This window comes from Aurantiacibacter luteus, from assembly GCF_001010945.1.
GTDB classification, from domain to species: domain Bacteria; phylum Pseudomonadota; class Alphaproteobacteria; order Sphingomonadales; family Sphingomonadaceae; genus Alteraurantiacibacter; species Alteraurantiacibacter luteus.
Map to the genome: position 1 here is coordinate 676,418 of NZ_LBHB01000001.1, position 26,491 is coordinate 702,908.

Below are 26,491 nucleotides of genomic sequence, written 5' to 3' on the forward strand. Positions count from 1 at the left end.
GATGGCGAGCGATCCGCTCATCACCGCGCGCGCGCGAACCGATGCCAACGATTTCCTGATCGAGGCGGAGGAGCCGCTCGCCAGCTTCCACCGGCGCGCAGGAGGCGAGCTGCCGGGGCCGATCGTCACGCCTGCGCTGCTCGAACTTGTGCGCAAGGCGCGCCGGACCGGGCAGCGCCTGTCGCGGGCCATCCGTGCGCAGGACAGCGCCGAGCAGATCTCCACGTGGGTCGAGGTCGTGCCCGGCCGGGCAGGCACCATCGTCAATCTCAGCGCCTGGCAGGCCGAGGACATCGCGCCGCTCGATCCCGGTGCCGAGGATGTCCAGCGCCTTGCCCTAGTGCGCCACATGGCGGGGCTCAGCGCGCGGCTAGACGACGCCCAGCGGCTGCTGGCGGTCGACTGGAGCGCGCGCGATCTCGACGCGGCAGGCGAGGCGATGATGGCGGGTGCGGGCCGCCTCTGGACGGAATTCACAGCGCAAAACGTCGACGAAGAGCGCCGCGGATCGGACTGGCGCGCCTGGGACGGGACGGTCGTCGCGTTGCCCGGATCGGAACGACAATGGGCCGTCAAGCTGGTGCCTCTGCGCGGTGGTTTCGAGCTGTATCTCGTGCCCGACCGGCCTTTGCCCGATGTCGCGCCGCAACCTTCGCGCAAGGCCGAAAGGGCTGCGGGCCTCGGGCGTGACATAGCGCCTGTGCTCCGCCAGCCCGTCAGCCGCATCATCGCCAATGCCGAGACGATCCGCACCCAGCTCGCCGGGCCGCTGGCAGAGGAATACAGCAACTACGCTGCCGATATCGCCTCTGCCGGCGAGCACCTGCTGGCCCTGATCGACGACCTCACGACGCTGGAGATGGTCGAGGATGAGGCATTCGACCCGGCCCCCGATCACATCGACCTTGCCGACGTGGCCCGCCGCGCCGCTGGCATCCTCGGCGTGCGCGCCAAGGAGCGCGGCATCGTTCTCGATGCCCCGCGCGAAGGCGAAAGCGTGCCCGCCATCGGTGAATTCCGCCGGACCTTGCAGGTCCTGCTGAACCTGGTGGGCAACGCCATCCGCTATTCGCCCGAAGGCGGGCAGGTGTGGATCCGGGTCGAAACCGTCGACGAGCGCGCCCGCGTGACCGTGGCCGACCAGGGCGAGGGCCTGAGCCTGGGCGAGCAGGCGCGCGTCTTCGCCAAGTTCGAGCGGCTCGGGCGCAGCGGCGATGGCGGTTCAGGCCTAGGCCTCTACATCTCCCGCCGCCTGGCCGAAGCCATGGGCGGCGCATTGACGGTGGAGAGCGCGAAGGGGCAGGGCGCCCGCTTCACGCTCGAACTACCGGGCAACCCCGAGGGATAGCCTTTCAGCGCTGGTCGATGGGCACGTAGTCGCGCTCGGTCGGACCGGTGTAGAGCTGGCGCGGGCGGCCAATGACCTGGTCGGGATCGGAAATCATTTCGTTCCACTGCGCAACCCAGCCGACCGTGCGCGCCAGCGCGAACAGCGCCGTGAACATGGTGGTCGGGAAACCGATGGCCGAAAGGATCACGCCCGAGTAGAAATCGACGTTGGGAAACAGCTTCTTCTCGACGAAATAATCGTCCTTCAGCGCCATTTCCTCCAGCTGCAACGCGGTCTCGAACACCGGGTCGCTGACCTTCAGGGCATCGAACACCTCGCGCACGGTCTTCTGCATCACCGTCGCGCGCGGGTCGTAGTTCTTGTACACGCGGTGGCCGAAACCCATCAGGCGGAACGGGTCGTTCTTGTCCTTGGCGCGCTCGATATAGTGCGGGATGCGATCGGGCGTGCCGATCTCGCGCAGCATGTTGAGCGCCGCCTCGTTCGCGCCGCCGTGTGCCGGACCCCAGAGGCAGGCGATACCGGCCGAGATGCAGGCGAACGGATTGGCGCCGGAGGATCCGGCGAGGCGCACGGTGCTGGTCGAGGCGTTCTGCTCGTGGTCGGCGTGGAGGATGAAGATCCGGTCCATCGCCTTTTCGACGGCGGGCACCACCTCGTATTCCTCGGCCGGAACGCCGAAGGTCATGCGCAGGAAGTTGCCCGTATAGCTGAGCGAATTGTCGGGATAGAGGAAGGGCTGGCCGACCGAGTACTTGTACGCCATGGCCGCGATCGTCGGCATCTTGGCCAGCAGGCGGTGGCTGGCGATCTTGCGCTGTTCGGGATCGGAGATGTCGGTGCTGTCGTGGTAGAACGCCGACAGAGCGCCGACCACGCCGCACATGATCGCCATCGGGTGCGCGTCGCGGCGGAAGCCCTGGTAGAACTGCCGCATCTGATCGTGGATCATGGTGTGGTAGGTGATCGTCTGCGTGAAGTCGTCGAGCTCTTCCTTGCTCGGCAGTTCGCCGTTCAGCAGCAGGTAGCTGACTTCCATGAAGCTGGAATGCTCGGCCAGTTGGCCGATGGGATAGCCACGGTGCAGTAGCACGCCCTCGTCCCCGTCGATGTAGGTCAGCGCGCTTTCGCAGCTGGCGGTCGATTTGTAGCCGGGATCATAGGTGAAGCGCCCGGTGCTGCCGTAAAGCTTGCGGATGTCGATGACATCCGGGCCCACGGTGCCTTCCAGCGTGGGAAAGTGATAGGTCTCGCCGCCCACTTCCAGATCCGCCTGCTTGTCCGCCAAAACTCGTCTCCTTGCGTAATCCTGTATTGCCGGCGCAGGCTTCAGCCCGCGGCCTGCGCGTCGATCCGCGCGAGGCTCTCCTCCCGTCCGAGGAGCACCAGCACATCGAAAATCCCGGGTGAGGTCGTCGTCCCGGTCAGCGCCGCGCGAAGCGGCTGTGCGAGTTTGCCGAGGCCCAGCCCCAGTTCGTCCGCATAGGCCTTTAGATTGGCCTCCAAAGCCTCGATTGTCCAGTCGGTTTCACCGTGCAACCGGGTCGAGATTGCCGATAGCCGCGCCCGCGCCTCCTTGTCGAGCAGGGCAGCGGCCTTGTCGTCCATGGCGAGCGGTCGCTGCTTGAACAGAAAGGCGGCCCCCTCTGCAAGCTCATTCATATCGCGCGCGCGGGTCTTGAGCACCGGCATGGCCTCTGTGAGCAGGGCGACGTCCGCCTGCGGGCCGATCAAGTCCGCCGTCAGCCGCGCAAGCCGCGCATCGTCAGCCTCGCGGATGTGGTGGCCATTCATGTTGAGCAGCTTCTTCATGTCGAAGCGGCTCGGCCCCTTGCCGACGGCATCGATATCGAAGGCGGCGATGGCCTCCTCGCGAGTAAATTCCTCCTGGTCGCCGTGGCCCCAGCCGAGGCGCAGCAGGTAGTTGAACAGCGTTTCGGGAAGGATGCCCATGTCGCGGTAATCGCGCACGCCCAGCGCGCCGTGGCGCTTGGAAAGCTTGGCCCCGTCGTTGCCGTGGATCAGCGGGACGTGGGCATAGACCGGGCGTTCCCAGCCATCCTCGATCCCCGCCATCGCGTCGATCACCTGGATCTGGCGGAAGGCGTTGTTGAGGTGATCGTCGCCGCGGATGATGTGGGTGCAGCCCATGTCCATGTCATCCACCACCACGGCCAGCATGTAGGTGGGGGTGCCGTCGGCGCGCAGCAGGATGAAGTCGTCGATCTCGCGGTTGTCGACCTTCACGCGGCCCTGCACGGCATCTTGGATAACCGTCTCGCCGCCCTCGGGCGTCTTGATGCGAATGGTGTAGGGCGCGCCTTCGGGCGCCTCGGAGGGATCGCGGTCGCGCCAGCGCCCGTCGTACCGCATGGGCTGCTTCGCCGCCTTCTGCGCCTCGCGCATGGCGGTAAGTTCGTCGGTCGTGGCGAAGCACTTGTAGGCGCGGCCCGCCTCGAGGAGCTTGTGCGCCACCTCGGCGTGCCGCTCGGCGCGCTCGCTCTGGTACACCGGCTCTCCGTCGAACTCGAGGCCCAGCCAGTCGAGACCTTCGAGGATGACATCGATGGCTTCCTGCGTGGAGCGGGCCTTGTCGGTATCCTCTATCCGCAGCAGCGCTTTGCCGCCGTGGTGACGAGCGTAAAGCCAGCTGAACAGGCCTGTGCGCGCATTGCCGATGTGCAGGAAGCCGGTGGGGCTGGGCGCGAACCGCGTCACAACCGGACGTTGTCCCGCTGCCGTCTCACCCGAACTTGCCATAACTCGCCGAATCCTGTCCATGTGTGGGCATGGCAACAAGGGCGCCGCCACTGGTCCCGATGGGAGACGACGAGCGCGATGCTGCGATGCAGCACACGCCTTGGCGAAGCCGCGTGCGTTTGTCCAGTATCGGCCCCGCCCTGCCGGCTTCGGCGGAGCGTTTCCTGGGATCGGCGGGCTTCGACCGCGGACCGTGGCTGGCCGTGGCACTGGCGGCAGGCATCGGCGCCTGGTTCGCCCTGCCCGATGCGGCGGGCTGGATCGCCTGCATCGCCGGTGGTGTCGTGCTGGCGCTGGGGGCACTCGCCGCCTGGCGCGGTCGGGAGGACCGGGCGCAGCTCACGCTGGCGTTGGTCGTTTGCGGGCTTCTGTTCGCATTCGGCACCGGGCTCATCTGGGCCCGCTCGGAACTGGTCGGACAACCCGCCTTCGACCGGCCCATGTTCGCCGAACTGGAGGGGCGCGTGCTCGAACGGATCGAGCAACCGGCTGAAGACCGCGTCAGGCTCGTGCTAGCCGTGCGTCATCCCGACAGCGGTGAGGCGGTGCGCGTGCGGATCAACGTTCCGCTGGAGCAGGCCAGCGCGGCCATGGGCGAGGGGGCCCTGGTGCAGGCCGAGGTCCGCCTGATGCCGCCGACCGCGCCGATGTTGCCGGGCAGCTACGACTTCGCGCGCACTGCCTGGTTCGAGGGTCTGGCCGCGACCGGCAGCGTGCAGGGCGACATCGCGATCGTCGAGCCCGCGCGCGGCGACGGAGGCTGGATCGCCCGGGTGCAGCGCCGTCTTTCGGCTCACGTGCGCGAGCAGCTTGGCGGGTCGCCGGGCAGCATCGCGGCAGCCTTTGCCAGCGGCGACCGCGGGGCGATCAGCCAAGCGGACGAGGACGCGATGCGCGATGCGGGCCTGACGCACCTGCTGTCGATCAGCGGCCTGCACGTCAGCGCGGTGATTGCCGCCGCCTACCTGCTGGCGATCAGGCTGCTCGCGATGTGGCCGTGGCTGACCCTGCGCGTGCGGCTGCCGGTGCTGGCGGCGGGCGTGGCGGCGCTGGCGGGCATTGCCTACACGTTGCTGACCGGCGCACAGGTGCCGACGGTCAGGAGCTGTATCGGCGCGGTGCTCGTGCTGGTAGCGTTGGCGCTGGGACGCGAGCCGCTGTCGATGCGGATGGTGGCGGTGGCGGCTGCCGTGGTGCTGCTCGCCTGGCCGGAAAGCCTCGTCGGCCCGAGCTTTCAGATGAGCTTTTCCGCCGTGATCGCCATCGTCGCGCTGCACAACGCTGCGCCGGTCAAGCGCTTTCTCGCCCCGCGCGAGGAAAGCGGCATCAGCCGCATGGCGCGCGGAGCCATCATGCTGCTGGTGACGGGCTTCGTAATCGAGATCGCGCTGATGCCGATCGTCCTGTTCCACTTCCACCGGGCTGGCGTTTACGGCGCCTTTGCCAACGTGATCGCCATTCCCCTGACGACATTCGTGTCCATGCCGCTAATCGCGATTGCGCTGGTCTTCGACCTGGTCGGGGCGGGGGCGCCGTTCTGGTGGCTGGCCGGCAAGTCGCTCGAACTGCTGCTGGGCATCGCCCATGTCACCTCCGCGCAGCCGGGCGCGGTGAAGCTAATACCGCAGATGACGCTGCCGACGGTGGCGCTGTTCGTTGCGGGCGGCCTATGGCTGGCGCTGTGGCGGGGCCGAGCGCGCCTGTTGGGATTTGTACCCGCCGTGGCGGCGACGCTTTTGCTGCTGGCGACACCGGTTCCGGACGTCCTGGTCTCCGGCGATGGCCGTCACGTCGGCATCACCGGCGAGGACGAGCGGCTGTTGGTCCTTCGCGATAGCCGCAGCAGCTTCACCCGCGACAATCTGATGGAGCTTGCCGGAGTGGAGGGAGAGCCGGTGCCGCTCGCGGCCTGGCCGGGCGCGCGGTGCAGCAGAGATTTCTGCGTCGTCACTCTGAAACGCGGCGGCCGCGACTGGCACTTGCTGCTCAGCCGCAGCCGCTCCATCATCGGGGAGCGCGCTTTGGCGGCGGCCTGCGAGCGGTCGGACATCGTGGTTTCCGACCGATGGCTACCGCGCAGTTGCAAGCCGCGCTGGATCAAGGCCGATCGCAGGATGCTCGAGGAGAGCGGAGGGCTTGCCATCACGCTCACGGACCCGTCGATTACCACGGTCGCCGGGAGGCAGGGCGAACATGGCTGGTGGCGCGGGCGGCGCGACTAGGTGCGCCGCCCGCGCCATTCACCTGTCAGTGATAGCGCCGGAGCAGACCCGCCAGCTTGCCCTGCACCTTCACCTGGCTGTCGGCGTAGATTTGCGGATCGTAGCTGGCATTGGCCGGATCGAGGCGGATCATGCCGCCGTCGTGATACAGGTACTTGAGCGTGGCCTCCTCGTCGTTGACGAGCGCGACCACAATGTCGCCATCGCGCGCGGTATCGGCCTTGCGCACGAGCGCGTAATCGCCGTCGAAGATGCCGGCTTCAATCATCGAATCGCCCGAAACCTCGAGCGCGTAATGGTCGCCGGGTCCTAGGAGGGCGGCGGGCACGGGCAGCGAGCGATCCGACTCGAGCGCCTCGATCGGCACGCCGGCAGCGATCTTGCCGTGCAGGGGAATCTCGATGACGTCGTTCGCCGGCTCCGGCCGCGCGGCGGGAGGGGCAGTGACCTTGGCGACGGTCTCGTTCGAAGCGTTCTCCGGCATGCGCACGACTTCGAGCGCACGGGCGCGGTTGGCCAAGCGGCGGATGAAGCCGCGCTCCTCCAGCGCGGAGATCAGGCGATGCACGCCGGACTTGCTCTTGAGATCGAGCGCCTCCTTCATCTCCTCGAAACTGGGCGAGATGCCCGACGCCTCAAGTCGGCGATTGATGAAAAGCAGCAGTTCGTGCTGTTTGGCAGTCAACATCGCGGTACTCCTTGCCGGGCCGCCCTGCGAGAAGCGACTCCAATGTTCCAATTCAGGAACGAACAAAGAACAATTAGAAAACAGAATTTACCAAGTCAAGCGGTTGCGCCATTCTGGAGGCAATAGACCTGAACGAGGTCTCCGGCCCGGGCCGCCGCAGCCCCTGCCGGCCGGCGGATCAGGGCCTCGGCCTGTGCCAGCGAGCGCAGGGCGCTGCTGTCGCGCTGGGCGATCGGGCGCACGCCTTCGGGGCCGAGAGTCGCACGCACGAATTCCGTCCGCGGTCCGGTTTGCGGAAGGTCGGTGGCAAGCGGCATTGCCACCGGGCGGGGCACGGGATCGGCGGCGCCGCCCATACGCCGCAACAGCGGCTGCAAGAAGAGGGTGGCGGTGACGAAGCTCGACACGGGGTTGCCCGGCAGTCCGAGCACAACCTGGTCCCTGCGCCGTGCCAGTAGCAGCGGCTTGCCCGGACGCATGGCGATTTTCCAGAAATCGATGGTGGCACCCCAGGCCTCCAGCGCCGGGCGCACGAGATCGTGGTCGCCGACCGAGGCCCCGCCGCTGGTGACGATGACATCGGCGCCCGATGCCGCCTCCAGTGCATCTGCCAGCGCGTCCATGCTGTCGGGCACCGGGCCGATGCGCTCCACGGATGAGGCGTAGGGCCGGGCCATACTGGCCAGCATCGCGCCATTGCTGGCGGGAACCTGTGCGTCGGTGAAGGGGCCGGCGCCGTCGGTCAGCTCGCTGCCGCTGTCGATCACCGCCACGCGCGGAAGGCGGCCGACGGTCAGTCGGCCTGCCCCGAAGCCCGCGGCAATGGCCAGCGCGAGCTGGGCCGGACCGAGCCGGACACCCTTGCCGAGCACCACGTCGTTGAGGCCGAAATCGAAGCCGCGGCGGCGCACGTGGCGCTCGCTCGCTTCGCCGCCCGGGGCGATGGCAAGGCGATTGCCTTCGACTATGGCCTCCTCCTGCAACAACACGCGCGCGGCTCCGCGCGGCATCAGCGCCCCGGTGCTTATCCGCACCGCCTGTCCGCCCTCCAGCGTCTCGGGATAGGGACGACCGGCAGCGCTTTCGCCGACCACGCGCCATGTCTCGGCTTCCCCTGTCGCCAGCGCATAGCCATCCATCGCCGAGAGATCGGCCGCAGGCTGGGCCCGCTTGGCGGCGAGCGGCGCGCGAAGGTACCGGCCCAGGCAATCGCGCGTGGGCAGCAATTCCGTCGGCAGCCTCGGCGCGAAATCGACCAGCCGCTGCTGGGCGAGGTCGAAATCGAGCGGCGCGCTCATTCCGAGCGCCAGTGGCCGCTCTTGCCGCCGGTCTTCTCGAGCAGGCGAATGTCGGAGATGACCATGCCTTTCTCTAGCGCCTTGGCCATGTCGTAGATCGTCAGCAGAGCGATCGAGGCTGCGGTCAGAGCCTCCATCTCGACGCCCGTGCGCCCCGTCAGCGAGGCGCGCGCGATGACTTCGATGCCATCGTCGAGAAACGCGAAGCCCACGCTGACGCTATCGAGCGCGAGGGGGTGGCAGAGCGGGATGAGCTCGCCGGTCTTCTTTGCCGCCATGATGCCCGCAATGCGCGCGGCGGCCAGCACGTCGCCCTTGGGTCCGCTGCCGTCGCGCACGGCTGCCAGCGTCGCCGGGGCCATGCGGATGCGCCCCGACGCGGTGGCGGAGCGCGCCGTTTCCGCCTTGCCGCCGACATCGACCATGCGCGCCGCGCCATGTTCGTCGAGATGGGTGAGTGACGTCACGGTGTCAGAACAGCCTGCCGCCAACCGGCACAGCCGTATCGGGCGCGAGCAAGACGACGGCGCCGTTTTCATCGGGGAAGCCGAGCGTGAGCACCTCGCTCATGAACGTGCCGATCTGGCGGGGCGGAAAGTTGACGACGCTCGCCACCTGCCGGCCGGGCAGGTCGTCGAGCGCATAATTCTCGGTGATCTGCGCCGAGCTGCGCTTATGCCCGATGGTTGGCCCGAAATCGATCAGCAGCTTAAAAGCGGCCTTGCGCGCTTCCGGAAAAGGCTCGGCGGACATGATGGTCCCGACGCGGATGTCGACCGCGAGGAAGTCGTCGAAGGCAATCACGGCTGCGGCCGGAGCCGCCGGGTCATGGCTCATGTGCATGGGCGCAAAGACCTAGCGGACCGGCCGCAATCGTCAATTCGGCTTCGCGACGCGGCTCAGTCGCGCAGGTCCGCAGGTACCCGGCCACCGTTGGCGGCAAGCTTGTTCATCACCTGCTTGTGCAGCCAGACGTTCTCCTCGGCCTTGCCGGAATAGTCAGTGTCGCCCAGCTCGGTCGCGAGTTCCTTGCGGTTCTCGTAGCTCGCATCGAGGCCTACCAGCTTCATCAGGTCGACGATGGACGTGCGCCAGTTGAGGTTGTCCGCGCCGGGCATGGCGTCGAGGTTACGTTCGACATCGACCTCGTTCACGGCGGCGGACTTGCCGACGCTGAAACCCTTGGTCTGCGGGGCGCCCATCGTCTTGCCGGCGGTGCCGGGCGCGGGTGCCTCTTCCTTCTTGCCGAAGATGGCGTCCTTGATCTTGCTGAAAATGCTCATGGCTCTTCTCTTCCTTGTTGCGATTTCGCGTGGCGTCGTGCCAGCACGGGCGTGTCCCGCGACCAACGCACGAGCGAAGGAAATGTCCCGGCGAGAGCGTTTTATTGGCCTATCATGCCGGGCGAGTGCTATTCAGCCCTGCAGCAAAGCGCGCGTGGCGGCCTCCACGTCGTCCGCGCGCATCAAGCTTTCGCCCACCAGGAAGCAGCGCACGCCTGATGCGGCGAGCTGCCGGCAGTCGGCGTTACTGGCGATGCCGCTTTCGCCGACCAGCAAGCTGCCCTCGGGCGCCAGGGGAGCGAGGCGCTCGGTGGTGCCGAGATCGGTGGTGAAGGTCCTGAGGTCGCGGTTGTTCACGCCGATGAGGCGCGAGACGAGATGGGTCGCGGCGCGCTCCAGTTCGGCCTCGTCGTGGACCTCGATCAGAACGTCCATCTCGCGCTCCAGCGCGGCGGTCTCGATCTCGCGCATCAACGTGTCGTCCAGCGCGGCGACGATGATCAGTATGGCATCGGCACCGATGGCGCGGCTCTCGGCCACCTGCCAGGGGTCGACCATGAAGTCCTTGCGCAGCACCGGCAGCGCGCAGCTGGCGCGGGCATCGGCGAGGTAATCCTCGTGCCCCTGGAAATAGGGCGCATCGGTGAGCACCGAGAGGCAGGCCGCACCGCCCGCGGCGTAGTCCATCGCGTGTTCGTGAGGCCGGAAATCGGCGCGGATGAGGCCCTTGGAAGGGCTGGCCTTCTTGATCTCCGCGATCAGGCCGAAGCCATCTCGCGCCTTGTCCTCCAGCGCCCGGCGAAAGCCGCGCGGTGCTTCCTCCTTGGCGGCGAGGCGGTCGAGATCGTCCAGCGTGGCGAGCGCCTTGCGCGCGGCAACTTCCTCGCGCTTGGTGGCGCAGATTTCTTCGAGCTTGTTCATAGCTAACTCCGCTCACCCTGAGCCTGTCGAAGGGTCGTCTTCCCTGTGCGACGCGGCGAATGAAGAAAAAGCGATCCTTCGACAAGCCTGTCCCGAGCCTGTCGAAGGGCTTAGGATGAGCGGACGAAACAAGGCGCGGCTATTTAACGCTGTCGATCCAGCAATCCAGCAATGCCTTGGCGAGCCCCTTGTCGATAGCCTCGCCGGCTTCCTCCACGCCATCGCTCCAGCTCTCGACCTCGCCCGCCACCATCAGCGCGGCGGCGGCGTTGAGCAGCACGGCGTCGCGATAGGGACCGGGGGCGCCCATCAGCAGGGCCTGCAGCGCCTTGGCGTTGTGGACGGCGTCACCGCCGCGAATGGCCTCGACGGGCGCGTTCTCGAGGCCGGCCTGCTTCGCGTTGAGCCGCTGCATCTCGAAATCGCGGCCGATGACCTCGGCCACCTCGTTGCCGCCCGCCAGGCTCAGTTCGTCCAGCCCCTCGTCGCCCGAGACGATCATCGAGCGTTCCGTCCCCAGCCGCGCCATCGCGCCGGCATAAATAGGCACATAGGCGGGGCGGGCAATGCCGATCAGCTGGCGGCGCACGCGCGCGGGATTGCTGAGCGGGCCCATGAGGTTGAAGATCGTCCGCCGGCCGAGCGCCTTGCGGATGGGTTGGATGCGTCGCATCGCCGGGTGGTGGTTGGGCGCGAAAAGGAAGCAGATGCCGATCTCGTTCAGCGTCTTCTCCGCCGTGCGTCCGGCCGCCTCCATGTCGAGCCCGAGGACCTCCAGTGTGTCCGCCACGCCTGCCAGCGACGAGACCGCACGGTTGCCGTGCCGCGCCACCGGCACGCCGCAGGCCGCCACCACCAGACCGACGGCGGTGCTGACGTTGAGTGTATGATGCCCGTCGCCGCCCGTGCCGCAGACGTCGATGGCATTTTCCGGTGCCTCGATCGGCACGAGCCGGGCGCGCAGGGCGCGCGCCGCACCGGCGATCTCGTCCGCCGTCTCGCCGCGGTCGGAAAGGCCGGTGAGGAAATCGGCGATGGCCTGCTCGCTGGTCTCGCCGTCGAGGATGCTGCCGAAGACCGCCTCAGCCTCCTCCTCGGTCAGATGCGCCTTCGGGTCGGGAAGCTGCGTCATGCGGCGGCCTTTTCCGGCAGGCTGGGTTCGAGGCCGCAAATCCGCAGGAAGTTGGCGAGCAGCGCATGGCCGTGTTCGGTGGCGATGCTCTCGGGATGGAACTGCACGCCGTGGATCGGCAGCTCGGCATGGCGGAAACCCATGACCGCGGTGCCGTCCAGCCCCGGAGTTTCGCTGGTGGCGTTGACAAGCAGGACGGCGGGAATGTCCTCGACGATCAGCGAGTGATAGCGCGTGGCGGTGTAGGGGGAGGGCAGGCCCGCGAAGACGCCGGTGCCGTCATGCTCCACCGCGCTGGTCTTGCCGTGCATCAACCCGCCGCGCGCCACGCGCCCGCCGAAATGCTGGCCGATCGCCTGATGGCCGAGACACACGCCCAGTAGCGGCACGCCCGCCTCCGCACAGGCCGCGACGAGAGCAAGGCTGACGCCCGCCTCGTTCGGGGTGCAGGGACCGGGCGAGATAAGCACGCCCTGCGGCCCCTTCGCCAGCGCTTCCCCGGCGGTGAGCGCATCGTTGCGCACCACCTCGACCTCGGCGCCCAGCTCCATCAGGTAGTGGACGAGGTTGAAGGTGAAGCTGTCGTAATTGTCGATGACGAGGATCATTATGGCTTTCTTTCGAATGCCACGAAGCGACATTCGGCAAAGGGTGGCTGGCTCACATGCGAAAACCAGTCATCCTTGAAGTTTTCAAGACTTTCCGAGGCATTTACGCAATCCTGCCACCGGGTTTCGTCCTCGTGAAAGAGGAAGGCTCGGTCATGCGTGTGGACCTCGCAGCAGATTAGGTCGCTGACGATTTCATCGCGCTTGAAGAATTCGACACGCGTTATGTCGCACAGCCTCGGACCCGATGGCAGGCTAAGATCGCTTCTCACTTACGATTGCTTTCCCGCCAGCTCGTCCGTCGCGCGAACAAGCCCGTCGATGATGCCCGGCTCGCCGGCGGAATGCCCGGCATCGTGCACCACGCGGAAGTCGACCTCGGGCCAGGCCTTCTTCAGGTCCCACGCGCTGGTCGGCGGGCAGCAGATGTCGTGGCGGCCCTGCACGATGATGCCGGGAATGCCCTTCAGCTTGTTCGCGTCGCGCAGCAGTTGCGCTTCTTCGAGGAAGAAGTCGGACAGGAAGAATTTGGCGCAGATGCGCGCGAAGGGCACGGCCTTGGCCGGATCGGCGAAGCTGGAGAGCAGCTCCTCGTTCGGCAGCAGGGTGGCGACGCTGCCTTCCCACAGCGACCACTCGGTCGCGGCGGCGAGGCGGGTGGCCTCGTCCGCGCTCGTCAGGCGGTCGTAGTAGGCCTGCACTAGGTTGCCGCGCTCGGCCTCCGGGATGAGGCCGGAGAACCTGTCCCACTGCTCGGCCATGATCTCGCTGGCGCCATAGGTGTAGAGCCAGTCCTTTTCCTTCTGCCGCGCAAGGAAGACCCCTCGCAGGATCAGTTCGCTGCATCGCTCGGGATACTTCTCGGCATAGGCGAGCGCGAGCGTCGCGCCCCAGCTGCCGCCGAAGACCTGCCAGGTCTCGAAGCCCGCCATTTCGCGCAGCTTTTCCATGTCCTCGACGATGCGCCAGGTGTCATTCGCCTCGATCTCGGCGAAAGGGAGCGACTTGCCGCAGCCGCGCTGGTCGAACAGGATGACGTCGTAAAGCTCGGGATCCCACTGGCCGCGGTGGCTGGGGCTGATGCCGCCGCCTGGGCCGCCGTGGAGCATGACCGCGGGCTTCGCACCCTTCGTGCCGACCCGCTCCCAGTAGAGCTGGTGCCCTTCGCCCACGTCGAGCATCCCGCTCTCGAACGGTTCGGTGATGGGGTAGAGACCCCGGTAATCGCTCACTGGTCGTTCTCCCTCGTGCGCACCGCGACGATCGGCCCGATCGGCACGCCGCTGTCCATCCGCCCGCGCGGCGCATCCCAAAGCACCGACACCGTGCCGTCGAGAAACAGCGCGTTATCGACATTGAGCACGTCGCGATAGAGCCTGGCCATCTTGCCGAAGCTGACCGGCGCCTCGCTGACGAGGAAATGCGCGCGGCCGTTCGCATCCACGCCCACGCCGTTCCTGATCTTGCGGTTCTCGCCGTCGGGGTCGAATTCGGGATGGAGTTCGCCGCCTATCACCAGCATCGGTCCGGATTGCGTGGCGAACGCGGGGCGCTCGCTCACCTCGGCGGCGAAGCGATCGGTATCCATGACCCGCCATCCACCGTCCGCCGCGCCGAAGAACACGCCGTTGGGCATGAGGTGGAAATTGCCCGGTCCATCCGCCCGGTTGAGCGCGTGCAGCCGCTCGGCTCCTTCCACGAAATACCCGATGGGCTCGCCGTCTTGATCGTACATGCCCCCGTTCATCGCCATGACCACGCCTGCCGAGGCAGCGGCATCGTCGGCAAAGGCGCGCAGCGAGCGGTAGGGCGCTTCGTCTTCCGGGGCGAGGGCGGTGAAGACCTCGTCGCGCGCGGGATCGGCGGTGCAATGGGTGAAGGGCGACTGCTCGAACATCAACGGCTCGCAGATCGAGGCGACGTTCTCGCTGCGCTCGGCATCGACGTGGATATCGCAGGCGCTCAGTAACAGGGCGGACAAGATGACGAGCGCCATTCGCCGCAGCGGTCGCGCCAGGCGCTGCCTCACTGGCCGAAACCCGGCGCGCTCGCCTGGGCCACGGCATCGCGCGCGGCGGCGATGAGGGCGCCCGCCTTGTGGCGGCACTCTGCGGCCTCGTAGGCCGGATCGCTGTCGGCCACGATGCCCGCGCCCGCCTGCACGTGCATGATGCCGTCCTTGACCACGGCGGTGCGCAGGACGATGCAACTATCGACCGACCCATCGGGCGCGAAATAACCGACGCCGCCGGCATAGGCGCCGCGCGTCTCGGGCTCCAGTTCGGCGATGATCTCGCAGGCGCGGATCTTGGGCGCGCCGCTAACCGTGCCCGCCGGGAATCCCGCGAACAGCGCGTCGAGCGCATCGCGCTCGACCGCCAGCCTGCCCACGACGTTGCTGACGATGTGCATGACGTGGCTGTAGCGCTCGACGGTGAAGCTGTCGGTGACGGTGACGCTGCCCTGCGCGGCCACGCGGCCCACGTCGTTGCGCCCGAGGTCGAGCAGCATGAGGTGTTCGGCGCATTCCTTGGGATCGGCGAGCAGGCTCGCCTCGTTGGCGCGATCCTCGGCCTCGTCGCTCCCGCGCGGCCGGGTGCCTGCGATGGGGCGGATCGTGACCTCTTCGTCCCTTACCCGCACGAGGATTTCCGGCGATGACCCTACCACGGCGAAACCCGGCAGGTCGAGGAAGTAGAGAAAGGGCGAGGGGTTTACGCGCCTGAGGCTGCGATAGAGCGCCAGCGGCGGCAGCGGGAATGGGCAGGTGAACCGCTGTGCCAGCACGACCTGGAAGATGTCGCCAGCCGCGATGTAATCCTTCGCCGAGGCGACCATGCGCGCATATGCGGCCTCGTCCGTGACCGGCGACAGTGCCAGTTCGGGCGCCGCGGAAAGGCGGGCGGCATCGGGCACGCGGCCGGCGAGCTTGCGCAACGCCTCGTCGATGCGCTCGGCGGCGCGATTGACGGCAGCGGCGGGATCGGGTTGCCCGGCAAACAGCGGCGCAACGGCGTAGAGTGCGTCGGTCAGCCGGTCGAACACCAGCACCAGGGTGGGCCGCGCGAACAGCATGTCGGGCAGGGCGAGAGCGCTCTGCGGGGCTCGGGGCAGCTTCTCGACGAGCCCGATGGTCTCGTACCCGAAATAGCCGACCAGGCAGGCGAGGGCCGGGGGCAGGCCGTCCGGCACCTCGATGCGGCAGGCCTCGACCAGTGAGCGCAGGGCGGCGAGGCTGTCGCCGTCCACCCCCTCGAAAGCCGCGCGATCGTGCTGCCAGCGGCGGTTGACCTCGGCACGCTCGCCCGTGGCGCGAAACAGCAGGTCCGGGTCCAGCCCCAGCAGGCTGTAACGCCCGCGCACCTCGCCGCCTTCGACCGATTCCAGCAGGAAGTCGCCGCGCCCCTCCTCGATCAGCTTGAGCGCCGCGCCGACCGGGGTCTCGGTATCGGCCACCACCCGCCGCCAGACGAGCGTGTTGCGCCCTTCCGCCAGCGCCGCGCGGGCCGCCGCCTCGTTGTTCAGCGCCGCGGCCTGCACCGCGCCCTCAATTGGCGGCGGGATTGTTGCCGCCCAGCAGGGACTGGCGCACGGCGGCGATCCCGTCCTCGTTGCGCTCGACCTCGACCGCCTGCTGCACCGCGGCAACGAACTGCTCGGCATACTCGCTGCCCAGCGTCTGGCCGAGCTGGGCGCGGGTCGCGGCGATGAGGGGATCGTTGGCGGCAAGCTCGGGCACCTCGATATCGTCCAGCTGGATCACGAACCAGCGATCCTGTGCCTGCTCTGCCACGCGGTGCGCGGTTCCTTCTGCCATCGAGAAGAACAGCACGGTGCCGCGGGTCACCTGGCCCAGCCGCTGCAGCTCGCGACGCGAGATGCGCAGCGCCTGCGTGGCAGGAAGGTTGGCGGTTTCCTGCGCCACGGCATCGGCGAGCGAAGCGCCTCGCTCCACGCGCTGGAGGACGCGGTTGGCGGCCTGTCCGGCGGCGGCCATGCCCCGGTCGCGGCGCCACTGGGCGGCCACCTGCTCGCGGATCTCGGCAAGCGGCGCGGCGGCGCTGGGGATGATGTTTCCGACATCGTAGATCAGGAACTGCTGGCCCGCGGCAATCTCGTCGAGCGAAGCCTCGCCCTCGGGCACCTCGAAGGCGAAATTCATCACCCGCGCCAGCTCCGCCGGGGCTTGGGCCTGCTGGCCATAGACCTGGCCGCTGGCGAGCAGCGGCGGGGTCGACTGGATTTCCACGCCGAGCTCGCGAGCAGCTTCATCCAAGGTGCGCCCGCGGGCGAACTGGTCCTCCAGCTCCTCGGTCAATTCGCCGAGCGCCTGCGTGCGGCGTTCGGTTTCGAGCGTGGTGCGGATGTCGCCCTGCGCCTGCGCCAGCGAGCGCGCTGCGATGCGGGTGACGCCATCGACCCGCAAGACGTACCAGCCCAGGCTGCCGCGCACGGGGCCGACCAGCGCGCCGTCGTTGCCGGCAAAGGCGGCCTGCGCCACGGCCTGCGAGGCGCTGCTGGCGAAATCCTGCTGCTCGACATCCTCGACCTGTGTCACCGCCAAGCCCTTGGACTGGGCCGAGGCTTCCAGCGTGGTGCCGCCGCGAACCTCGGCAATCACCGCCCGCGCGGCGGCCTCGGTCGGCAGGACCAGCTGGGTGAAGCTGCGCTGCTGCCGCTCGCGATAAAGGACGGCATCGGCCTGGTAGCGGGCGGCCACCTGCGCGTCGGTGACGGGCGGAATGTCGCTCAGGTTCTCGGCGGTGAAAGTGGCGTAGCGGATCACCCGGCGCTCGGGCCGGACGTAGCGTGCGCGGTTGCTATCGTAGTATTCCTGCAGCTGCGCGCTCGTCGGCGCACCGGTTGGGGCGAAGGCTTCGGCGGGGAATGCCGCCGCGCGGCCGATACGCGTCTCGTTCAACAGCTGGGCATAGGTGCGCGCCACGCTTTCGGGCAGGGTGGCCTGGTAGGCGACCGGCAGCAGCATCTGCCGCGCCATCAGGCTGAGCGCGAGATCGTCACGCACGGCGCTTTCCGTCAGGCCGCGCTGGCGCAGCGAGGCGCGGAACGCGTTCACGTCGAACTCGCCAGCGGCGTTCTGCAGGCCGGGAGAGGAGCGGATTTCGCTGTCCACCAGCGCCGATCCTACTCGCAGGCCAAGCATCGTGCCAAATTCGGAGAGCGCCGCGCGGCTGATCATCGAATCAAGCACCTCGTCGAACCCGCCGGCGTCGATGAAGGCCTGCATCGAAAGGGTCGGGTTCTCCTGGCGCGCCTGCTGCATCGAATTGGTGACGTTGAGCGACAGCTCGCTGGTCGAGATCGTCCGGTCGCCGACTACCGCCACCCGGTCGCCGCCCGCCACGCCGCCGAATACGGACGTATTCGAGACATCCGCGCTGGCGAAGGCGAAACCCATGAGCACGAGGAAGACGAGCGTCAGGCCCAGGCCGAGCTTGGACTGGAAGAACTTGCGAAAGAAACTGATCATGGGATTCCGGTTCTGGTGTCTCGTGCGCGGCGCCCCGGGCGCCTCGAAGGCCGCCGCTTTATCCCGCATGGGACCTTGCCGCAACAGCCCGGTTGCGCTTTCCGGCACGGGGCAAAACCGGCTTTGACAAGCGCGGGTGCGAAGGTTAGCGCGGCTGCCATCTCGCCTGCGATTTCGGCCCCGTGATCGCCGATCGCCTTATGGCGCTTAGAAAATTCGGGAACAGCAATGACTTTTCGCCCCTATGTCGTCGGCAACTGGAAGATGCACGGCACCCGCGCCATGCTGGCGGAGGCCCGCGCCATCGACCGTGCCGCCGAACGGTTGATCAAGGTGGAGGTGGCGCTGGCGCCGCCTGCCACTCTCGTCCACGCCTGCCGCAAGGAAGCGACGCTGATCGGCATCGGCGCGCAGGACTGCCATCCGGCCGATGGCGGCGCGCATACCGGCGATATCTCCGCCGCCATGCTGAAGGATGCGGGCGCCGGCTTCGTCATCGTCGGCCATTCCGAACGCCGCGCCGATCATTCCGAGAGCGACGCGCTGGTCAGGCAGAAGGCCGAGGCGGCGCTGGCGGTGGGCCTGACCGTGATCGTTTGCGTGGGCGAGACCGCCGCGCAGCGCGACGCGGGCACGGCCGAGAGCGTGGTCTCCGGCCAGCTGGCGGGCTCGCTTCCGCCCAGCGACAGCCCGGCCGAGCAGGTCACCGTCGCCTACGAGCCCGTTTGGGCGATCGGCACCGGCAACACTGCCACGCCCGAAGATGTCGCCGCCATGCACGCGCACATCCGCGACGAACTCAAGCGCATCTACGGCGAGGGCGGGGCTGCCGTGCGCATCCTTTACGGCGGTTCGGTCAAGCCCGAGAACGCGGCGCAGCTGCTCGCGGTCGAGAACGTGGGCGGGGCGCTGGTCGGCGGGGCCAGCCTGACGGCGGAGAGCTTCCTCGGCATCATCGTCGCCGCCGCGCCCGATCCCGACGCCGAATAAGGCCACTCCCACGCCGCGGCGCGCGGCCCTTGCCGGATAGTCCGGCGCGGACTACATCGCGCGTCACATACGCACAGCACACCAGCCAGATCGTCAGACCATGAACTCGCTCTTCAACTTCCTCCTCGTCCTCCAGGGCTTCGTTGCCGCGGCGCTCGTCGCGCTCGTCCTCATGCAGCGTTCGGAGGGCGGTGGCCTCGGCATCGGCGGCGGCGGCAGCCCCGGCGGCCTGATGAGCGCGCGCGGCGCGGCCGATTTCCTCACCCGCGCCACCAAGTGGTCGGCCGTGGTCTTCGTCGTGCTGGCGATCGTTCTGGCGGGCATCGCTACCGGCACCACCGGCCCGGGCGATCTCGATGCCACGATCGACCGCTCGACCGCCACCCGCGACATCGAGGGCGCGGCTCCGGCGACCGGCGCGCCGCAGGGCGATGGCGTGTTCCCGGCCGACACCGGCCTCGACGGCGCGGCTCCGGTCGAGGTGGCTCCCGCGCCCGAGGGCGCACAGGACCGGGCGGACAGCACCGGCCTCACCGAGGACCCGCTCGCCAACATCGGCGAGTAATCGCGGCAACGCAGGTTTTTTCCGGCACGCGGTGGAAATCCGCGCCGGAACGCTTGCGCCGAATCCCTGTACACCCTTAAGGACCAAGTCCCATGGCGCGGTATATCTTCATCACCGGCGGCGTGGTTTCCTCGCTCGGCAAGGGTCTCATGGCGGCATCGCTCGCGGCGCTGCTGCAGGCGCGCGGCTACAAAGTCCGCATTCGTAAGTTCGACCCCTATCTCAACGTCGATCCGGGCACGATGAGCCCATACCAGCACGGCGAGGTCTTCGTGACCGACGACGGGGCCGAGACCGACCTCGACCTCGGCCACTACGAGCGGTTCACGGGTGTCTCCGCGCACCAGAACGACAACATAACTTCGGGCCGCGTCTATCGCGACATCATCGCCAAGGAGCGGCGCGGCGACTACCTGGGCGCGACGGTGCAGGTGATCCCGCACGTCACCGATGCAATCAAGGACTTCGCACTGGCCGACCAGGGCGACCACGACTTCATCCTGTGCGAGATCGGCGGCACCGTGGGCGACATCGAGAGCCTGCCGTTCATGGAGGCCATCCGCCAGCTCAGGAACGAACTCGAGCCGCTGCAGACGCTGTCCGTCCACGTCACGCTGGTGCCCTTCATCAAGGCCGCGGGCGAGCTCAAGACCAAGCCCACGCAGCACTCCGTGCGCGAGCTGGCAAGCCTCGGCATCAAGCCCGACATCCTGCTGTGCCGCTGCGAGCATCCGCTGCCCGACGGCGAGCGGCAGAAGATCGCCAACTTCTGCAACGTGCGGAAAGAGGCGGTCATCCAGGCGCTCGACGCCAGCAGCATCTACGCCGTGCCGCGCCAGTATCACGAGGAAGGCCTCGATACCGAAGTTCTGCGCGCCTTCGGGATGCTCGGCACATCCAACCTGCCCGACATGGCCCGCTGGGACGACGTGCTCGATCGCTACGAGCATTACGAGGGCGAGGTGACAATCGGCGTGGTCGGGAAGTACGTGGGCCTGCCCGATGCCTATAAGAGCCTCAACGAGGCGCTGATCCATGGCGGCATGGCCAACCGCGCCAAGGTGAAGATCCGCTGGATCGATGCCGAGGTTTTCGAGCAGGACGATTCCATCATCGCCAGCCAGCTCGAGCCGCTCCACGCGATCCTCGTACCCGGCGGCTTCGGCGAGCGCGGCAGCGAGGGCAAGATCGCCGCGGTGCGTTTCGCCCGCGAACGCAAGGTGCCCTTCCTCGGCATCTGCCTGGGGATGCAGATGGCATGTATCGAGGGCGCCCGCAGCATCGGCATCGACACGGCTTCCTCCACAGAGTTCGGCGAGACGAGCGAGCCCGTGGTCGGCATCATTACCGAATGGATGAGCGCGGAAGGCCTGCAGCAGCGCTCTGCCGAGACCGATCTCGGCGGCACCATGCGGCTCGGCGCCTACGAGGCGAAGCTCGACGGTAACAGCCACGTCTCGCGCATCTACGGCGGGGCAACGACCATCTCCGAACGCCATCGCCACCGTTACGAGGTCAACTCCGCCTATGTCGAGCGACTGGAGAACGGCGGGCTGATCTTTTCCGGGATGTCGCCCGACGGCCTGCTGCCGGAGATCGTCGAACGGCCCGATCATCCCTGGTTCGTCGGCGTGCAGTTCCACCCTGAACTGAAGAGTCGCCCCTTCGACCCGCATCCGCTATTCTCGGGGTTCATCGAGGCCGCACTCGCCCAGTCGCGCCTCGTTTAGAATACCCCTAACTCACGGTATTGCGCCGGATCGCACGATTGTTTCGGCAAGATCAACATATGTCAAAATTCGCTTGCACAAGCGGCGCCATTGATTAATCGCGAAATTCTGGGCCGTGGGGGCGTGTCCGGCAGCCTTTGCTCCATCCGTCCCTAAGAACGGTTTCAGTCTGGTTCGAGGTCGATCGTCGGTGCGTTGCAGGGATACGCGCGCGATCGATAGGCTCTTGCCTTTGGAACTGGTTGTCTCTTGCGACCCGGACAGCCAATGCCAGAGGCGAGTCGGCGCCTCCAGCGTCGAGGGGGCGGGTCCTAGCGGGCCCGCCCCCAACGTTTTCGTAAGATTGGTTTTTGCGACGACGTCAGGCCGCAGCCTGTTCGTCATTGGAGTCGGTGTCTGCCTTGTCACCCTCGACCACGTTCAGCGTGGTTCCGCCGATGGCGATCTTCTTGGGTTTCATCGCCTCGGGCACCTCGCGCACCAGGTCGATGACGAGCAAGCCGTCCTTCAGATCGGCATCCTCGACGCGGACGTAGTCGGCCAGCTCGAAGCGGCGCTCGAACCCGCGATTGGCGATGCCGACGTGCAGCATCTCGCCCTCGACGCTCTCGTCGCGCTTGCGGCCCTGCACGGTCAGCAGGTTCTGCTGCGCGGTGATGTCGAGATCGCGGGCGGTGAAGCCGGCCACGGCCACGGTGATGCGATAGGCATCTTCGCCGCGCCGCTCGATGTTGAAGGGGGGATAATTATCGCCGCCACCGGCACTGCGCGCGGTGTTTTCGAGCAGGTCGAAGATGCGGTCGAAGCCGACGGTCGAGCGACGATAAGGGGTAAGATCGAAACGGTTCATTGAAACAAATCCTCTGTTGAGCAATTTGACGATAGAGCGGACCCTGACGGCGTCCGCACGAGACAAGATAATTGCCGGGCGCGCGGTTTCAAGCGCGGCCAGACGGCCAATCCAGCGAGGAATTGCGCGTGACCACACCTAAGGTGGAAATCTACACGAAGGCCTTTTGCGGCTTCTGCCACCGGGCCAAGCGCCTGCTGGACGAGAAGGGCGTAGACTATACCGAGTACGACATCACGATGGGCGGGCCCAAGCGCGAAGAGATGATGCAGCGCCGCCCCGACGCGCGCACCGTGCCGCAGGTCTTCATAGACGACCGCGCTATCGGCGGGTCTGACGACCTTGCCGCACTGGAACGCGAGGGCAAGCTGGACGTGCTGCTCGGGCTCTGACATTCGGGCGGGCACCATGACCCGTATCGCTCTCCTGCAAATGACCTCGGGCATCGACCCGCTGGCGAATGCCCGCGTAGTGGCCGATGCCGCGGAGCGCGCGGGCGGGGAGGGCGCCACCATGCTCTTCACCCCCGAAATGGCGCTGCTGATCGACCGCGACCGCGTGCGCGCTGCGGCCGGTATAGTGGCCGAAGAGGACAATCCGGGCGTTGCGCTGGTGCAAGAGGCGGCTGCGAAGCACGACTTGTGGATCGCCCTGGGACTGCCAGTCGCCCGTGCGGACGGTCGCTGGGCCAACCGCACGCTGCTGCTGGACCCGGCTGGCGGAATCGCCGCGCGGTACGACAAGATTCACATGTTCGACGTTGCACTCGACACTGGTGAAAGCTGGCGCGAATCCGCAGCCTATGCGCCGGGTGACGCGGTCGTGACAGCCGCGGGCACTCCGATCGGCACCCTAGGCCTGACGACCTGTTACGATGTGCGGTTTCCCGCGCTTTTCGACGAACTTGGCCGTCGCTCCTGCGATGCGATCGCGATACCCGCAGCCTTCACCGTGCCGACCGGCAAGGCCCATTGGCACCTGCTTCAACGCGCCCGCGCGGTAGAGGCGAGCGCCTTCGTCGTGGCCGCGGCGCAAGTGGGCCGTCATGCCGACGGGCGAGCGACCTTCGGCCATTCGCTGGTGGTCGATCCGTGGGGCGAGGTGCTGCTCGACATGGGAGGTGAGGAGGCGGGGCTCGGCCTTTGCGATCTCGATCTTTCCCGCATCGGCGAGGTGCGTGCCCAGTTGCCCAGTCTTGCCAACAAGCGGCCAATCCCCAGATCGGGCGGGCAATGATCGTCTATGATCTCACCTGCGACCACGGCCACCGCTTCGAGGGGTGGTTCGGATCCTCCGCCGACTTCGCATCGCAGGCGGAGCGCGGTCTGCTCGCTTGTCCGGCTTGCGGCAGCGTGGACGTGACGAAGGCGCCGATGGCTCCCGCCGTACCGCGCAAGGGCAACCGGAAAGCGGAAGGTGGGGTGAAAACGCCCGTCGCGAATGCTCCGCTGCCGCCCGAGGTGGCGCAGGCGATGGCAAGACTGGCCGAGGCGCAGGCGAGGGCACTGAAGGACAGCACCTGGGTCGGCAAGGATTTCGCCGAAGCCTCGCGCGCGATGCACTACGGCGAGCGCGAGCATCAGGTTATCCACGGCCAGGCGAGCGTCGACGAAGCGAAGGCGCTGGTGGAGGAGGGCGTGCCCGTCTCCCCCCTGCCGTTTCCCGTCGCTCCGCCCGAGGAACTGAACTGATTGCCGATGGGGTGGTGCGCCCGACAGGATTCGAACCTGTGGCCCCCGGATTAGGAATCCGGTGCTCTATCCTGCTGAGCTACGGGCGCGCTGGCTGACGATCTAGTCGGAGGCAGCGGCGCGCACAACTGCCAAGGCATTCGGCGCGGAAGCCGGCGTGCCGATCAGGCGTCGACGTTGAGCGTCCCGCGCTTGATCTGGTCGCGCTCCATGCTCTCGAACAGGGCCTTGAAATTGCCCTCGCCGAAACCTTCGTCGCCCTTGCGCTGGATGAATTCGAAGAAGACCGGCCCGACCTGCGCCTCGGCGAAGATCTGCAGCAGCAGGCGGGGCTGGCCGCCTTCGGTCGTCCCGTCGAGCAGGATGCCGCGTGCCTTCAGGTCGTCCACCGGCTCGCCGTGATCGGGCAGGCGCTCGGGCAGCATCTCGTAGTAGGTTTCGGGCGGGGCGGTCATAAAGGGCACGCCAAAGTCCTTGAGGCGATCCCATGCCTTGACCAGGTCGTCGCAGATGAGGGCGATATGCTGGATGCCCTCGCCGTTGAACTGCTTCAGGAACTCCTCGATCTGGCCCTTGCCGCCTTCGCCTTCCTCGTTGAGCGGGATGCGGATCTTGCCGTCGGGTGCGGTCAGCGCCTTGCTGGTGAGGCCCGTGTATTCACCCTTGATGTCGAAAAAGCGGATTTCGCGGAAGTTGAACAGGCTCTCGTAGTAATCCGCCCAGTAGGCCATGCGACCGTTGTATACGTTGTGCGTCAGGTGATCGATGCGGTCGAACCCCGCGCCCTCGGGCCAGGGATCGACGCCTTCGAGATATTCAAAATCGATGTCGTAAATCGAGAGGCCCTTGCCCTCGTCGTCGGCATAACGGTCGATCAGGTAGACGATGGCGCCGCCGATGCCGCGGATGGCGGGGATGTGCAGCTCCATCGGGCCGGTCTGCACCTGCACCGGCTCGGCCCCGCGGGCGATCAGCTCGTCATAGGCCTTGGCGGCGTTCTTGACGCGGAAGCCCATGCCGCAGGCCGAGGGGCCGTGCTCGCGGGCGAAGAACCAGGCTGCGCTCTTTGGCTCGTAGTTGGCAATGAGGTTGATCTGCCCCTGGCGCCAGAGCTGCACGTCCTTACTGCGGTGATTGGCGACATGGGTGAAGCCCATCGCCTGAAACACGGGTTCGATCGCGCCTTTTTCCGGAGCGCAGAATTCGACGAACTCGAAGCCGTCGAGGCCGATGGGATTTTCGAAGAGATCGCTCATGGTTTCACTTGTAACTTCTTTTCTTCCGTGGTCAAGAAATTTGCGCCAAACCGCATGTTGGAGCGCAATATCCTTGAACCCCGCGCATTCCTGTGATTCAAGGGCGGCGATGGGAAAGAACCGGAATCGTCGGGACGCGGTGCGCGAAAGGATCGGGAACGCTGCGGCATTGGCGGTGCTAGTGGTCATCGGCCTGATGGCCCTGATCGGCCCATCGGGTGTGCTGGCGTGGAGCGATCACTCGGTGCAGCTGGAGGAATACCAGCAGCGCATCGCCACGCTGGAGGAACGCCGCGACGTCCTTGAAAACCGGGTCGACCTGCTCGATCCCGACAACGTCGATGCCGACTTTGCCGACGAACTGGTGCGCGGCGGGCTCAACGTCGCGCACGAGGACGAATATATCGTCGAAATCGAACCACTGCCCGAACGGTAAATCCGTTCTGGCAAAATAACCGCTTTGGCAAATCGCTCGCGGTCGGCGTTGCCAGCGAAACATTTTGCTGCCTATAGGCATTCCCATCCACACACGACGCCCACTTCAAGGGCCGCAACAGGGGATATGCCTTGGCCAAAGCCGCCACGCCGAAAGCCGCGAAGGGTGCCGCAGCGCCGTCTGCCGACGATGCCGCCGATTTCGCGCTCCGCAGCCTCCAGCAGGCGCTCGAAAAGCAGAAGCGCTTCAAGGCTGACGGCGACGACCTGCTGCATTTCTACGAACAGATGCTGCTCATTCGCCGGTTCGAGGAAAAGGCCGGCCAGCTCTACGGTCTCGGCCTCATCGGCGGGTTCTGCCATCTCTACATCGGTCAGGAAGCCGTTGCCGTGGGTCTGCAGTCGGCGCTGACCGAGGGGCTCGACAGCGTGATCACCGGTTACCGCGATCACGGCCACATGCTCGCCTATGGGATCGATCCCAAGGTCATCATGGCCGAGCTGACGGGCCGCGCCGCCGGCATCTCCAAGGGCAAGGGCGGCTCGATGCACATGTTCAGCACCGAGCACAAATTCTACGGCGGCCACGGCATCGTTGGCGCGCAGGTGTCGCTGGGCGGGGGCCTCGCGCTGGCGCACCAGTACAACGACGACGGCGGCCTTTGCCTCGCCTACTTCGGCGACGGCGCGGCCAACCAGGGCCAGGTCTATGAGACGATGAACATGGCCAGCCTGTGGAAGCTGCCGATCGTCTTCGTGGTGGAGAACAACCAGTACGCCATGGGCACCGCGGTCAAACGCTCCAGCGCGGAGACCGAGTTTTACCGTCGCGGCACAGCCTTCCGCATCCCCGGCATGGAAGTAAACGGCATGGACGTGCTCGAGGTGCGCCAGGCGGCCGAGATCGCCTTTGCCCACGTGCGCGGCGGCAACGGCCCGGTGCTGATGGAGTGCAACACCTATCGCTACCGCGGGCACTCGATGTCCGACCCGGCCAAGTATCGCACCCGCGAGGAGGTCCAGGAACAGCGCGACCACCACGACCCGATCGAGCGGGTGAAGAAGGACCTGACAGAGGCCGGCGTGAACGAGGACAAGTTGAAAGAGATCGACAGGGCCATCCGTGCGACCGTGGCCGAGGCCGCCGACTTCGCCGAGCAGTCGCCCGAGCCGCAGGCGAGCGAACTCTACACCGATGTGCTGGTGGAGGAGTACTGAGC

26 protein-coding genes and 1 tRNA gene are annotated in these 26,491 nt (G+C 67.0%); 10 read left to right on the forward strand and 17 right to left on the reverse strand.

Annotated features, from left to right (window positions below; genetic code table 11):
• The first annotated feature begins 1 nt into the window (after position 1).
• The gene (locus tag AAW00_RS03245; protein ID WP_047002859.1) at positions 2-1,348 is read left to right on the forward strand and encodes a sensor histidine kinase; all 1,347 of its coding nucleotides are present in this window, start codon (positions 2-4) and stop codon (positions 1,346-1,348) included.
• A gap of 4 nt (positions 1,349-1,352) precedes the next feature.
• Here AAW00_RS03245 and AAW00_RS03250 read toward each other — a convergent pair whose 3' ends face one another.
• Positions 1,353-2,639 (reverse strand): citrate synthase, encoded by a 1,287-nt coding sequence (locus AAW00_RS03250; RefSeq protein WP_047002860.1) that lies wholly within the window; start codon positions 2,637-2,639, stop codon positions 1,353-1,355.
• A gap of 41 nt (positions 2,640-2,680) precedes the next feature.
• Complete coding sequence (gene gltX, locus AAW00_RS03255; RefSeq protein ID WP_047002861.1) at positions 2,681-4,111, reverse strand: glutamate--tRNA ligase; 1,431 nt, start codon at positions 4,109-4,111, stop codon at positions 2,681-2,683.
• A gap of 29 nt (positions 4,112-4,140) precedes the next feature.
• On the opposite strand from gltX, the gene AAW00_RS03260 reads away from it, so the two are divergent.
• The gene (locus AAW00_RS03260; protein WP_047002862.1) at positions 4,141-6,333 is read left to right on the forward strand and encodes a ComEC/Rec2 family competence protein; all 2,193 of its coding nucleotides are present in this window, start codon (positions 4,141-4,143) and stop codon (positions 6,331-6,333) included.
• A 25-nt stretch (positions 6,334-6,358) separates the two neighbouring features.
• Here the strand turns inward: AAW00_RS03260 and lexA are convergent, their stop codons facing one another.
• From lexA to AAW00_RS03320, 12 genes are all read right to left on the reverse strand, one after another.
• The gene (lexA, locus tag AAW00_RS03265; RefSeq protein WP_047002863.1) at positions 6,359-7,021 is read right to left on the reverse strand and encodes a transcriptional repressor LexA; all 663 of its coding nucleotides are present in this window, start codon (positions 7,019-7,021) and stop codon (positions 6,359-6,361) included.
• 95 nt (positions 7,022-7,116) lie between these two features.
• Complete coding sequence (locus AAW00_RS03270) at positions 7,117-8,319, reverse strand: molybdopterin molybdotransferase MoeA (RefSeq protein ID WP_047002864.1); 1,203 nt, start codon at positions 8,317-8,319, stop codon at positions 7,117-7,119.
• Positions 8,316-8,786 carry a cyclic pyranopterin monophosphate synthase MoaC gene (gene moaC / locus AAW00_RS03275; protein ID WP_241461616.1) on the reverse strand — a complete coding sequence of 157 codons (471 nt, stop codon included), beginning with the start codon at positions 8,784-8,786 and terminating at the stop codon, positions 8,316-8,318. Before moaC ends, AAW00_RS03270 begins: the two co-directional genes overlap by 4 nt.
• Before the next feature lie 4 nt (positions 8,787-8,790).
• Positions 8,791-9,162, reverse strand: a complete 372-nt coding sequence (locus AAW00_RS03280) for a tRNA-binding protein (protein ID WP_047002866.1) — start codon at positions 9,160-9,162, stop codon at positions 8,791-8,793.
• 56 nt (positions 9,163-9,218) lie between these two features.
• Positions 9,219-9,602, reverse strand: coding sequence for a DUF3597 domain-containing protein (locus tag AAW00_RS03285; RefSeq protein ID WP_047002867.1), 384 nt, complete (start codon positions 9,600-9,602; stop codon positions 9,219-9,221).
• Between the two features lie 132 nt (positions 9,603-9,734).
• On the reverse strand, positions 9,735-10,523 hold the full coding sequence (trpC, locus tag AAW00_RS03290; RefSeq protein WP_047002868.1) for an indole-3-glycerol phosphate synthase TrpC: 789 nt from the start codon (positions 10,521-10,523) through the stop codon (positions 9,735-9,737).
• Between the two features lie 139 nt (positions 10,524-10,662).
• Complete coding sequence (gene trpD / locus AAW00_RS03295; protein ID WP_047002869.1) at positions 10,663-11,655, reverse strand: anthranilate phosphoribosyltransferase; 993 nt, start codon at positions 11,653-11,655, stop codon at positions 10,663-10,665.
• The gene (locus AAW00_RS03300; RefSeq protein WP_047002870.1) at positions 11,652-12,263 is read right to left on the reverse strand and encodes an anthranilate synthase component II; all 612 of its coding nucleotides are present in this window, start codon (positions 12,261-12,263) and stop codon (positions 11,652-11,654) included. The genes trpD and AAW00_RS03300 overlap by 4 nt, the downstream gene beginning before the upstream one ends.
• A gap of 272 nt (positions 12,264-12,535) precedes the next feature.
• Complete coding sequence (gene pip, locus AAW00_RS03305; RefSeq protein WP_047002871.1) at positions 12,536-13,495, reverse strand: prolyl aminopeptidase; 960 nt, start codon at positions 13,493-13,495, stop codon at positions 12,536-12,538.
• Positions 13,492-14,259 (reverse strand): phosphodiester glycosidase family protein, encoded by a 768-nt coding sequence (locus tag AAW00_RS03310; protein WP_082124895.1) that lies wholly within the window; start codon positions 14,257-14,259, stop codon positions 13,492-13,494. The genes pip and AAW00_RS03310 overlap by 4 nt, the downstream gene beginning before the upstream one ends.
• Before the next feature lie 29 nt (positions 14,260-14,288).
• Positions 14,289-15,788 carry an anthranilate synthase component I gene (gene trpE / locus AAW00_RS03315; RefSeq protein ID WP_047003501.1) on the reverse strand — a complete coding sequence of 500 codons (1,500 nt, stop codon included), beginning with the start codon at positions 15,786-15,788 and terminating at the stop codon, positions 14,289-14,291.
• A 22-nt stretch (positions 15,789-15,810) separates the two neighbouring features.
• Positions 15,811-17,754: a peptidylprolyl isomerase gene (locus AAW00_RS03320; RefSeq protein ID WP_047002872.1), complete on the reverse strand. Its 1,944-nt coding sequence runs from the start codon at positions 17,752-17,754 to the stop codon at positions 15,811-15,813.
• Between the two features lie 228 nt (positions 17,755-17,982).
• Here AAW00_RS03320 and tpiA point away from each other — a divergent pair, with 228 nt between their 5' ends.
• From tpiA to AAW00_RS03335, 3 genes are all read left to right on the forward strand, one after another.
• Positions 17,983-18,744, forward strand: coding sequence for a triose-phosphate isomerase (tpiA, locus tag AAW00_RS03325; RefSeq protein ID WP_047002873.1), 762 nt, complete (start codon positions 17,983-17,985; stop codon positions 18,742-18,744).
• 100 nt (positions 18,745-18,844) lie between these two features.
• The gene (gene secG / locus AAW00_RS03330; protein ID WP_047002874.1) at positions 18,845-19,309 is read left to right on the forward strand and encodes a preprotein translocase subunit SecG; all 465 of its coding nucleotides are present in this window, start codon (positions 18,845-18,847) and stop codon (positions 19,307-19,309) included.
• A gap of 92 nt (positions 19,310-19,401) precedes the next feature.
• A complete protein-coding gene (locus tag AAW00_RS03335) occupies positions 19,402-21,039 on the forward strand; it encodes a CTP synthase (protein ID WP_047002875.1) in 1,638 nt (545 codons plus the stop codon).
• 361 nt (positions 21,040-21,400) lie between these two features.
• Here the strand turns inward: AAW00_RS03335 and AAW00_RS03340 are convergent, their stop codons facing one another.
• On the reverse strand, positions 21,401-21,889 hold the full coding sequence (locus tag AAW00_RS03340; protein WP_047002876.1) for an Hsp20 family protein: 489 nt from the start codon (positions 21,887-21,889) through the stop codon (positions 21,401-21,403).
• Between the two features lie 128 nt (positions 21,890-22,017).
• Between AAW00_RS03340 and grxC the strand changes: the two genes are divergently transcribed.
• Genes grxC through AAW00_RS03355 form a run of 3 tightly spaced genes read left to right on the forward strand, consistent with a single transcriptional unit; the run spans position 22,018 to position 23,580 of the window.
• A complete protein-coding gene (gene grxC / locus AAW00_RS03345; RefSeq protein ID WP_047002877.1) occupies positions 22,018-22,281 on the forward strand; it encodes a glutaredoxin 3 in 264 nt (87 codons plus the stop codon).
• 16 nt (positions 22,282-22,297) lie between these two features.
• Positions 22,298-23,125, forward strand: coding sequence for a carbon-nitrogen hydrolase family protein (locus tag AAW00_RS03350; RefSeq protein WP_047002878.1), 828 nt, complete (start codon positions 22,298-22,300; stop codon positions 23,123-23,125).
• The gene (locus AAW00_RS03355) at positions 23,122-23,580 is read left to right on the forward strand and encodes a DUF1178 family protein (protein WP_047002879.1); all 459 of its coding nucleotides are present in this window, start codon (positions 23,122-23,124) and stop codon (positions 23,578-23,580) included. Before AAW00_RS03350 ends, AAW00_RS03355 begins: the two co-directional genes overlap by 4 nt.
• Before the next feature lie 12 nt (positions 23,581-23,592).
• Here the strand turns inward: AAW00_RS03355 and AAW00_RS03360 are convergent.
• Positions 23,593-23,669, reverse strand: a tRNA-Arg gene (locus AAW00_RS03360).
• A 75-nt stretch (positions 23,670-23,744) separates the two neighbouring features.
• Positions 23,745-24,836: a 4-hydroxyphenylpyruvate dioxygenase gene (gene hppD, locus AAW00_RS03365; RefSeq protein WP_047002880.1), complete on the reverse strand. Its 1,092-nt coding sequence runs from the start codon at positions 24,834-24,836 to the stop codon at positions 23,745-23,747.
• Positions 24,837-24,945: 109 nt separating this feature from the next.
• On the opposite strand from hppD, the gene AAW00_RS03370 reads away from it, so the two are divergent.
• Complete coding sequence (locus tag AAW00_RS03370) at positions 24,946-25,272, forward strand: septum formation initiator family protein (protein ID WP_047002881.1); 327 nt, start codon at positions 24,946-24,948, stop codon at positions 25,270-25,272.
• 131 nt (positions 25,273-25,403) lie between these two features.
• A complete protein-coding gene (gene pdhA, locus AAW00_RS03375; RefSeq protein WP_047002882.1) occupies positions 25,404-26,489 on the forward strand; it encodes a pyruvate dehydrogenase (acetyl-transferring) E1 component subunit alpha in 1,086 nt (361 codons plus the stop codon).
• The last annotated feature ends 2 nt before the right edge of the window (positions 26,490-26,491 follow it).

Coding starts and splice junctions, on each gene's coding strand:
- tpiA (WP_047002873.1), top strand. CDS start 17,983: ATGACTTTTCGCCCCTATGTCGTCGGCAACTGGAAGATGCACGGCACC.
- gltX (WP_047002861.1), bottom strand. CDS start 4,111: ATGGCAAGTTCGGGTGAGACGGCAGCGGGACAACGTCCGGTTGTGACG.
- AAW00_RS03280 (WP_047002866.1), bottom strand. CDS start 9,162: ATGCACATGAGCCATGACCCGGCGGCTCCGGCCGCAGCCGTGATTGCC.
- secG (WP_047002874.1), top strand. CDS start 18,845: ATGAACTCGCTCTTCAACTTCCTCCTCGTCCTCCAGGGCTTCGTTGCC.
- trpC (WP_047002868.1), bottom strand. CDS start 10,523: ATGAACAAGCTCGAAGAAATCTGCGCCACCAAGCGCGAGGAAGTTGCC.
- AAW00_RS03340 (WP_047002876.1), bottom strand. CDS start 21,889: ATGAACCGTTTCGATCTTACCCCTTATCGTCGCTCGACCGTCGGCTTC.
- AAW00_RS03245 (WP_047002859.1), top strand. CDS start 2: ATGGCGAGCGATCCGCTCATCACCGCGCGCGCGCGAACCGATGCCAAC.
- AAW00_RS03285 (WP_047002867.1), bottom strand. CDS start 9,602: ATGAGCATTTTCAGCAAGATCAAGGACGCCATCTTCGGCAAGAAGGAA.
- AAW00_RS03350 (WP_047002878.1), top strand. CDS start 22,298: ATGACCCGTATCGCTCTCCTGCAAATGACCTCGGGCATCGACCCGCTG.
- AAW00_RS03260 (WP_047002862.1), top strand. CDS start 4,141: ATGGCAACAAGGGCGCCGCCACTGGTCCCGATGGGAGACGACGAGCGC.
- AAW00_RS03300 (WP_047002870.1), bottom strand. CDS start 12,263: ATGATCCTCGTCATCGACAATTACGACAGCTTCACCTTCAACCTCGTC.
- AAW00_RS03335 (WP_047002875.1), top strand. CDS start 19,402: ATGGCGCGGTATATCTTCATCACCGGCGGCGTGGTTTCCTCGCTCGGC.
- AAW00_RS03310 (WP_082124895.1), bottom strand. CDS start 14,259: ATGGCGCTCGTCATCTTGTCCGCCCTGTTACTGAGCGCCTGCGATATC.
- AAW00_RS03370 (WP_047002881.1), top strand. CDS start 24,946: ATGGGAAAGAACCGGAATCGTCGGGACGCGGTGCGCGAAAGGATCGGG.
- trpD (WP_047002869.1), bottom strand. CDS start 11,655: ATGACGCAGCTTCCCGACCCGAAGGCGCATCTGACCGAGGAGGAGGCT.
- lexA (WP_047002863.1), bottom strand. CDS start 7,021: ATGTTGACTGCCAAACAGCACGAACTGCTGCTTTTCATCAATCGCCGA.
- AAW00_RS03320 (WP_047002872.1), bottom strand. CDS start 17,754: ATGATCAGTTTCTTTCGCAAGTTCTTCCAGTCCAAGCTCGGCCTGGGC.
- hppD (WP_047002880.1), bottom strand. CDS start 24,836: ATGAGCGATCTCTTCGAAAATCCCATCGGCCTCGACGGCTTCGAGTTC.
- AAW00_RS03270 (WP_047002864.1), bottom strand. CDS start 8,319: ATGAGCGCGCCGCTCGATTTCGACCTCGCCCAGCAGCGGCTGGTCGAT.
- AAW00_RS03355 (WP_047002879.1), top strand. CDS start 23,122: ATGATCGTCTATGATCTCACCTGCGACCACGGCCACCGCTTCGAGGGG.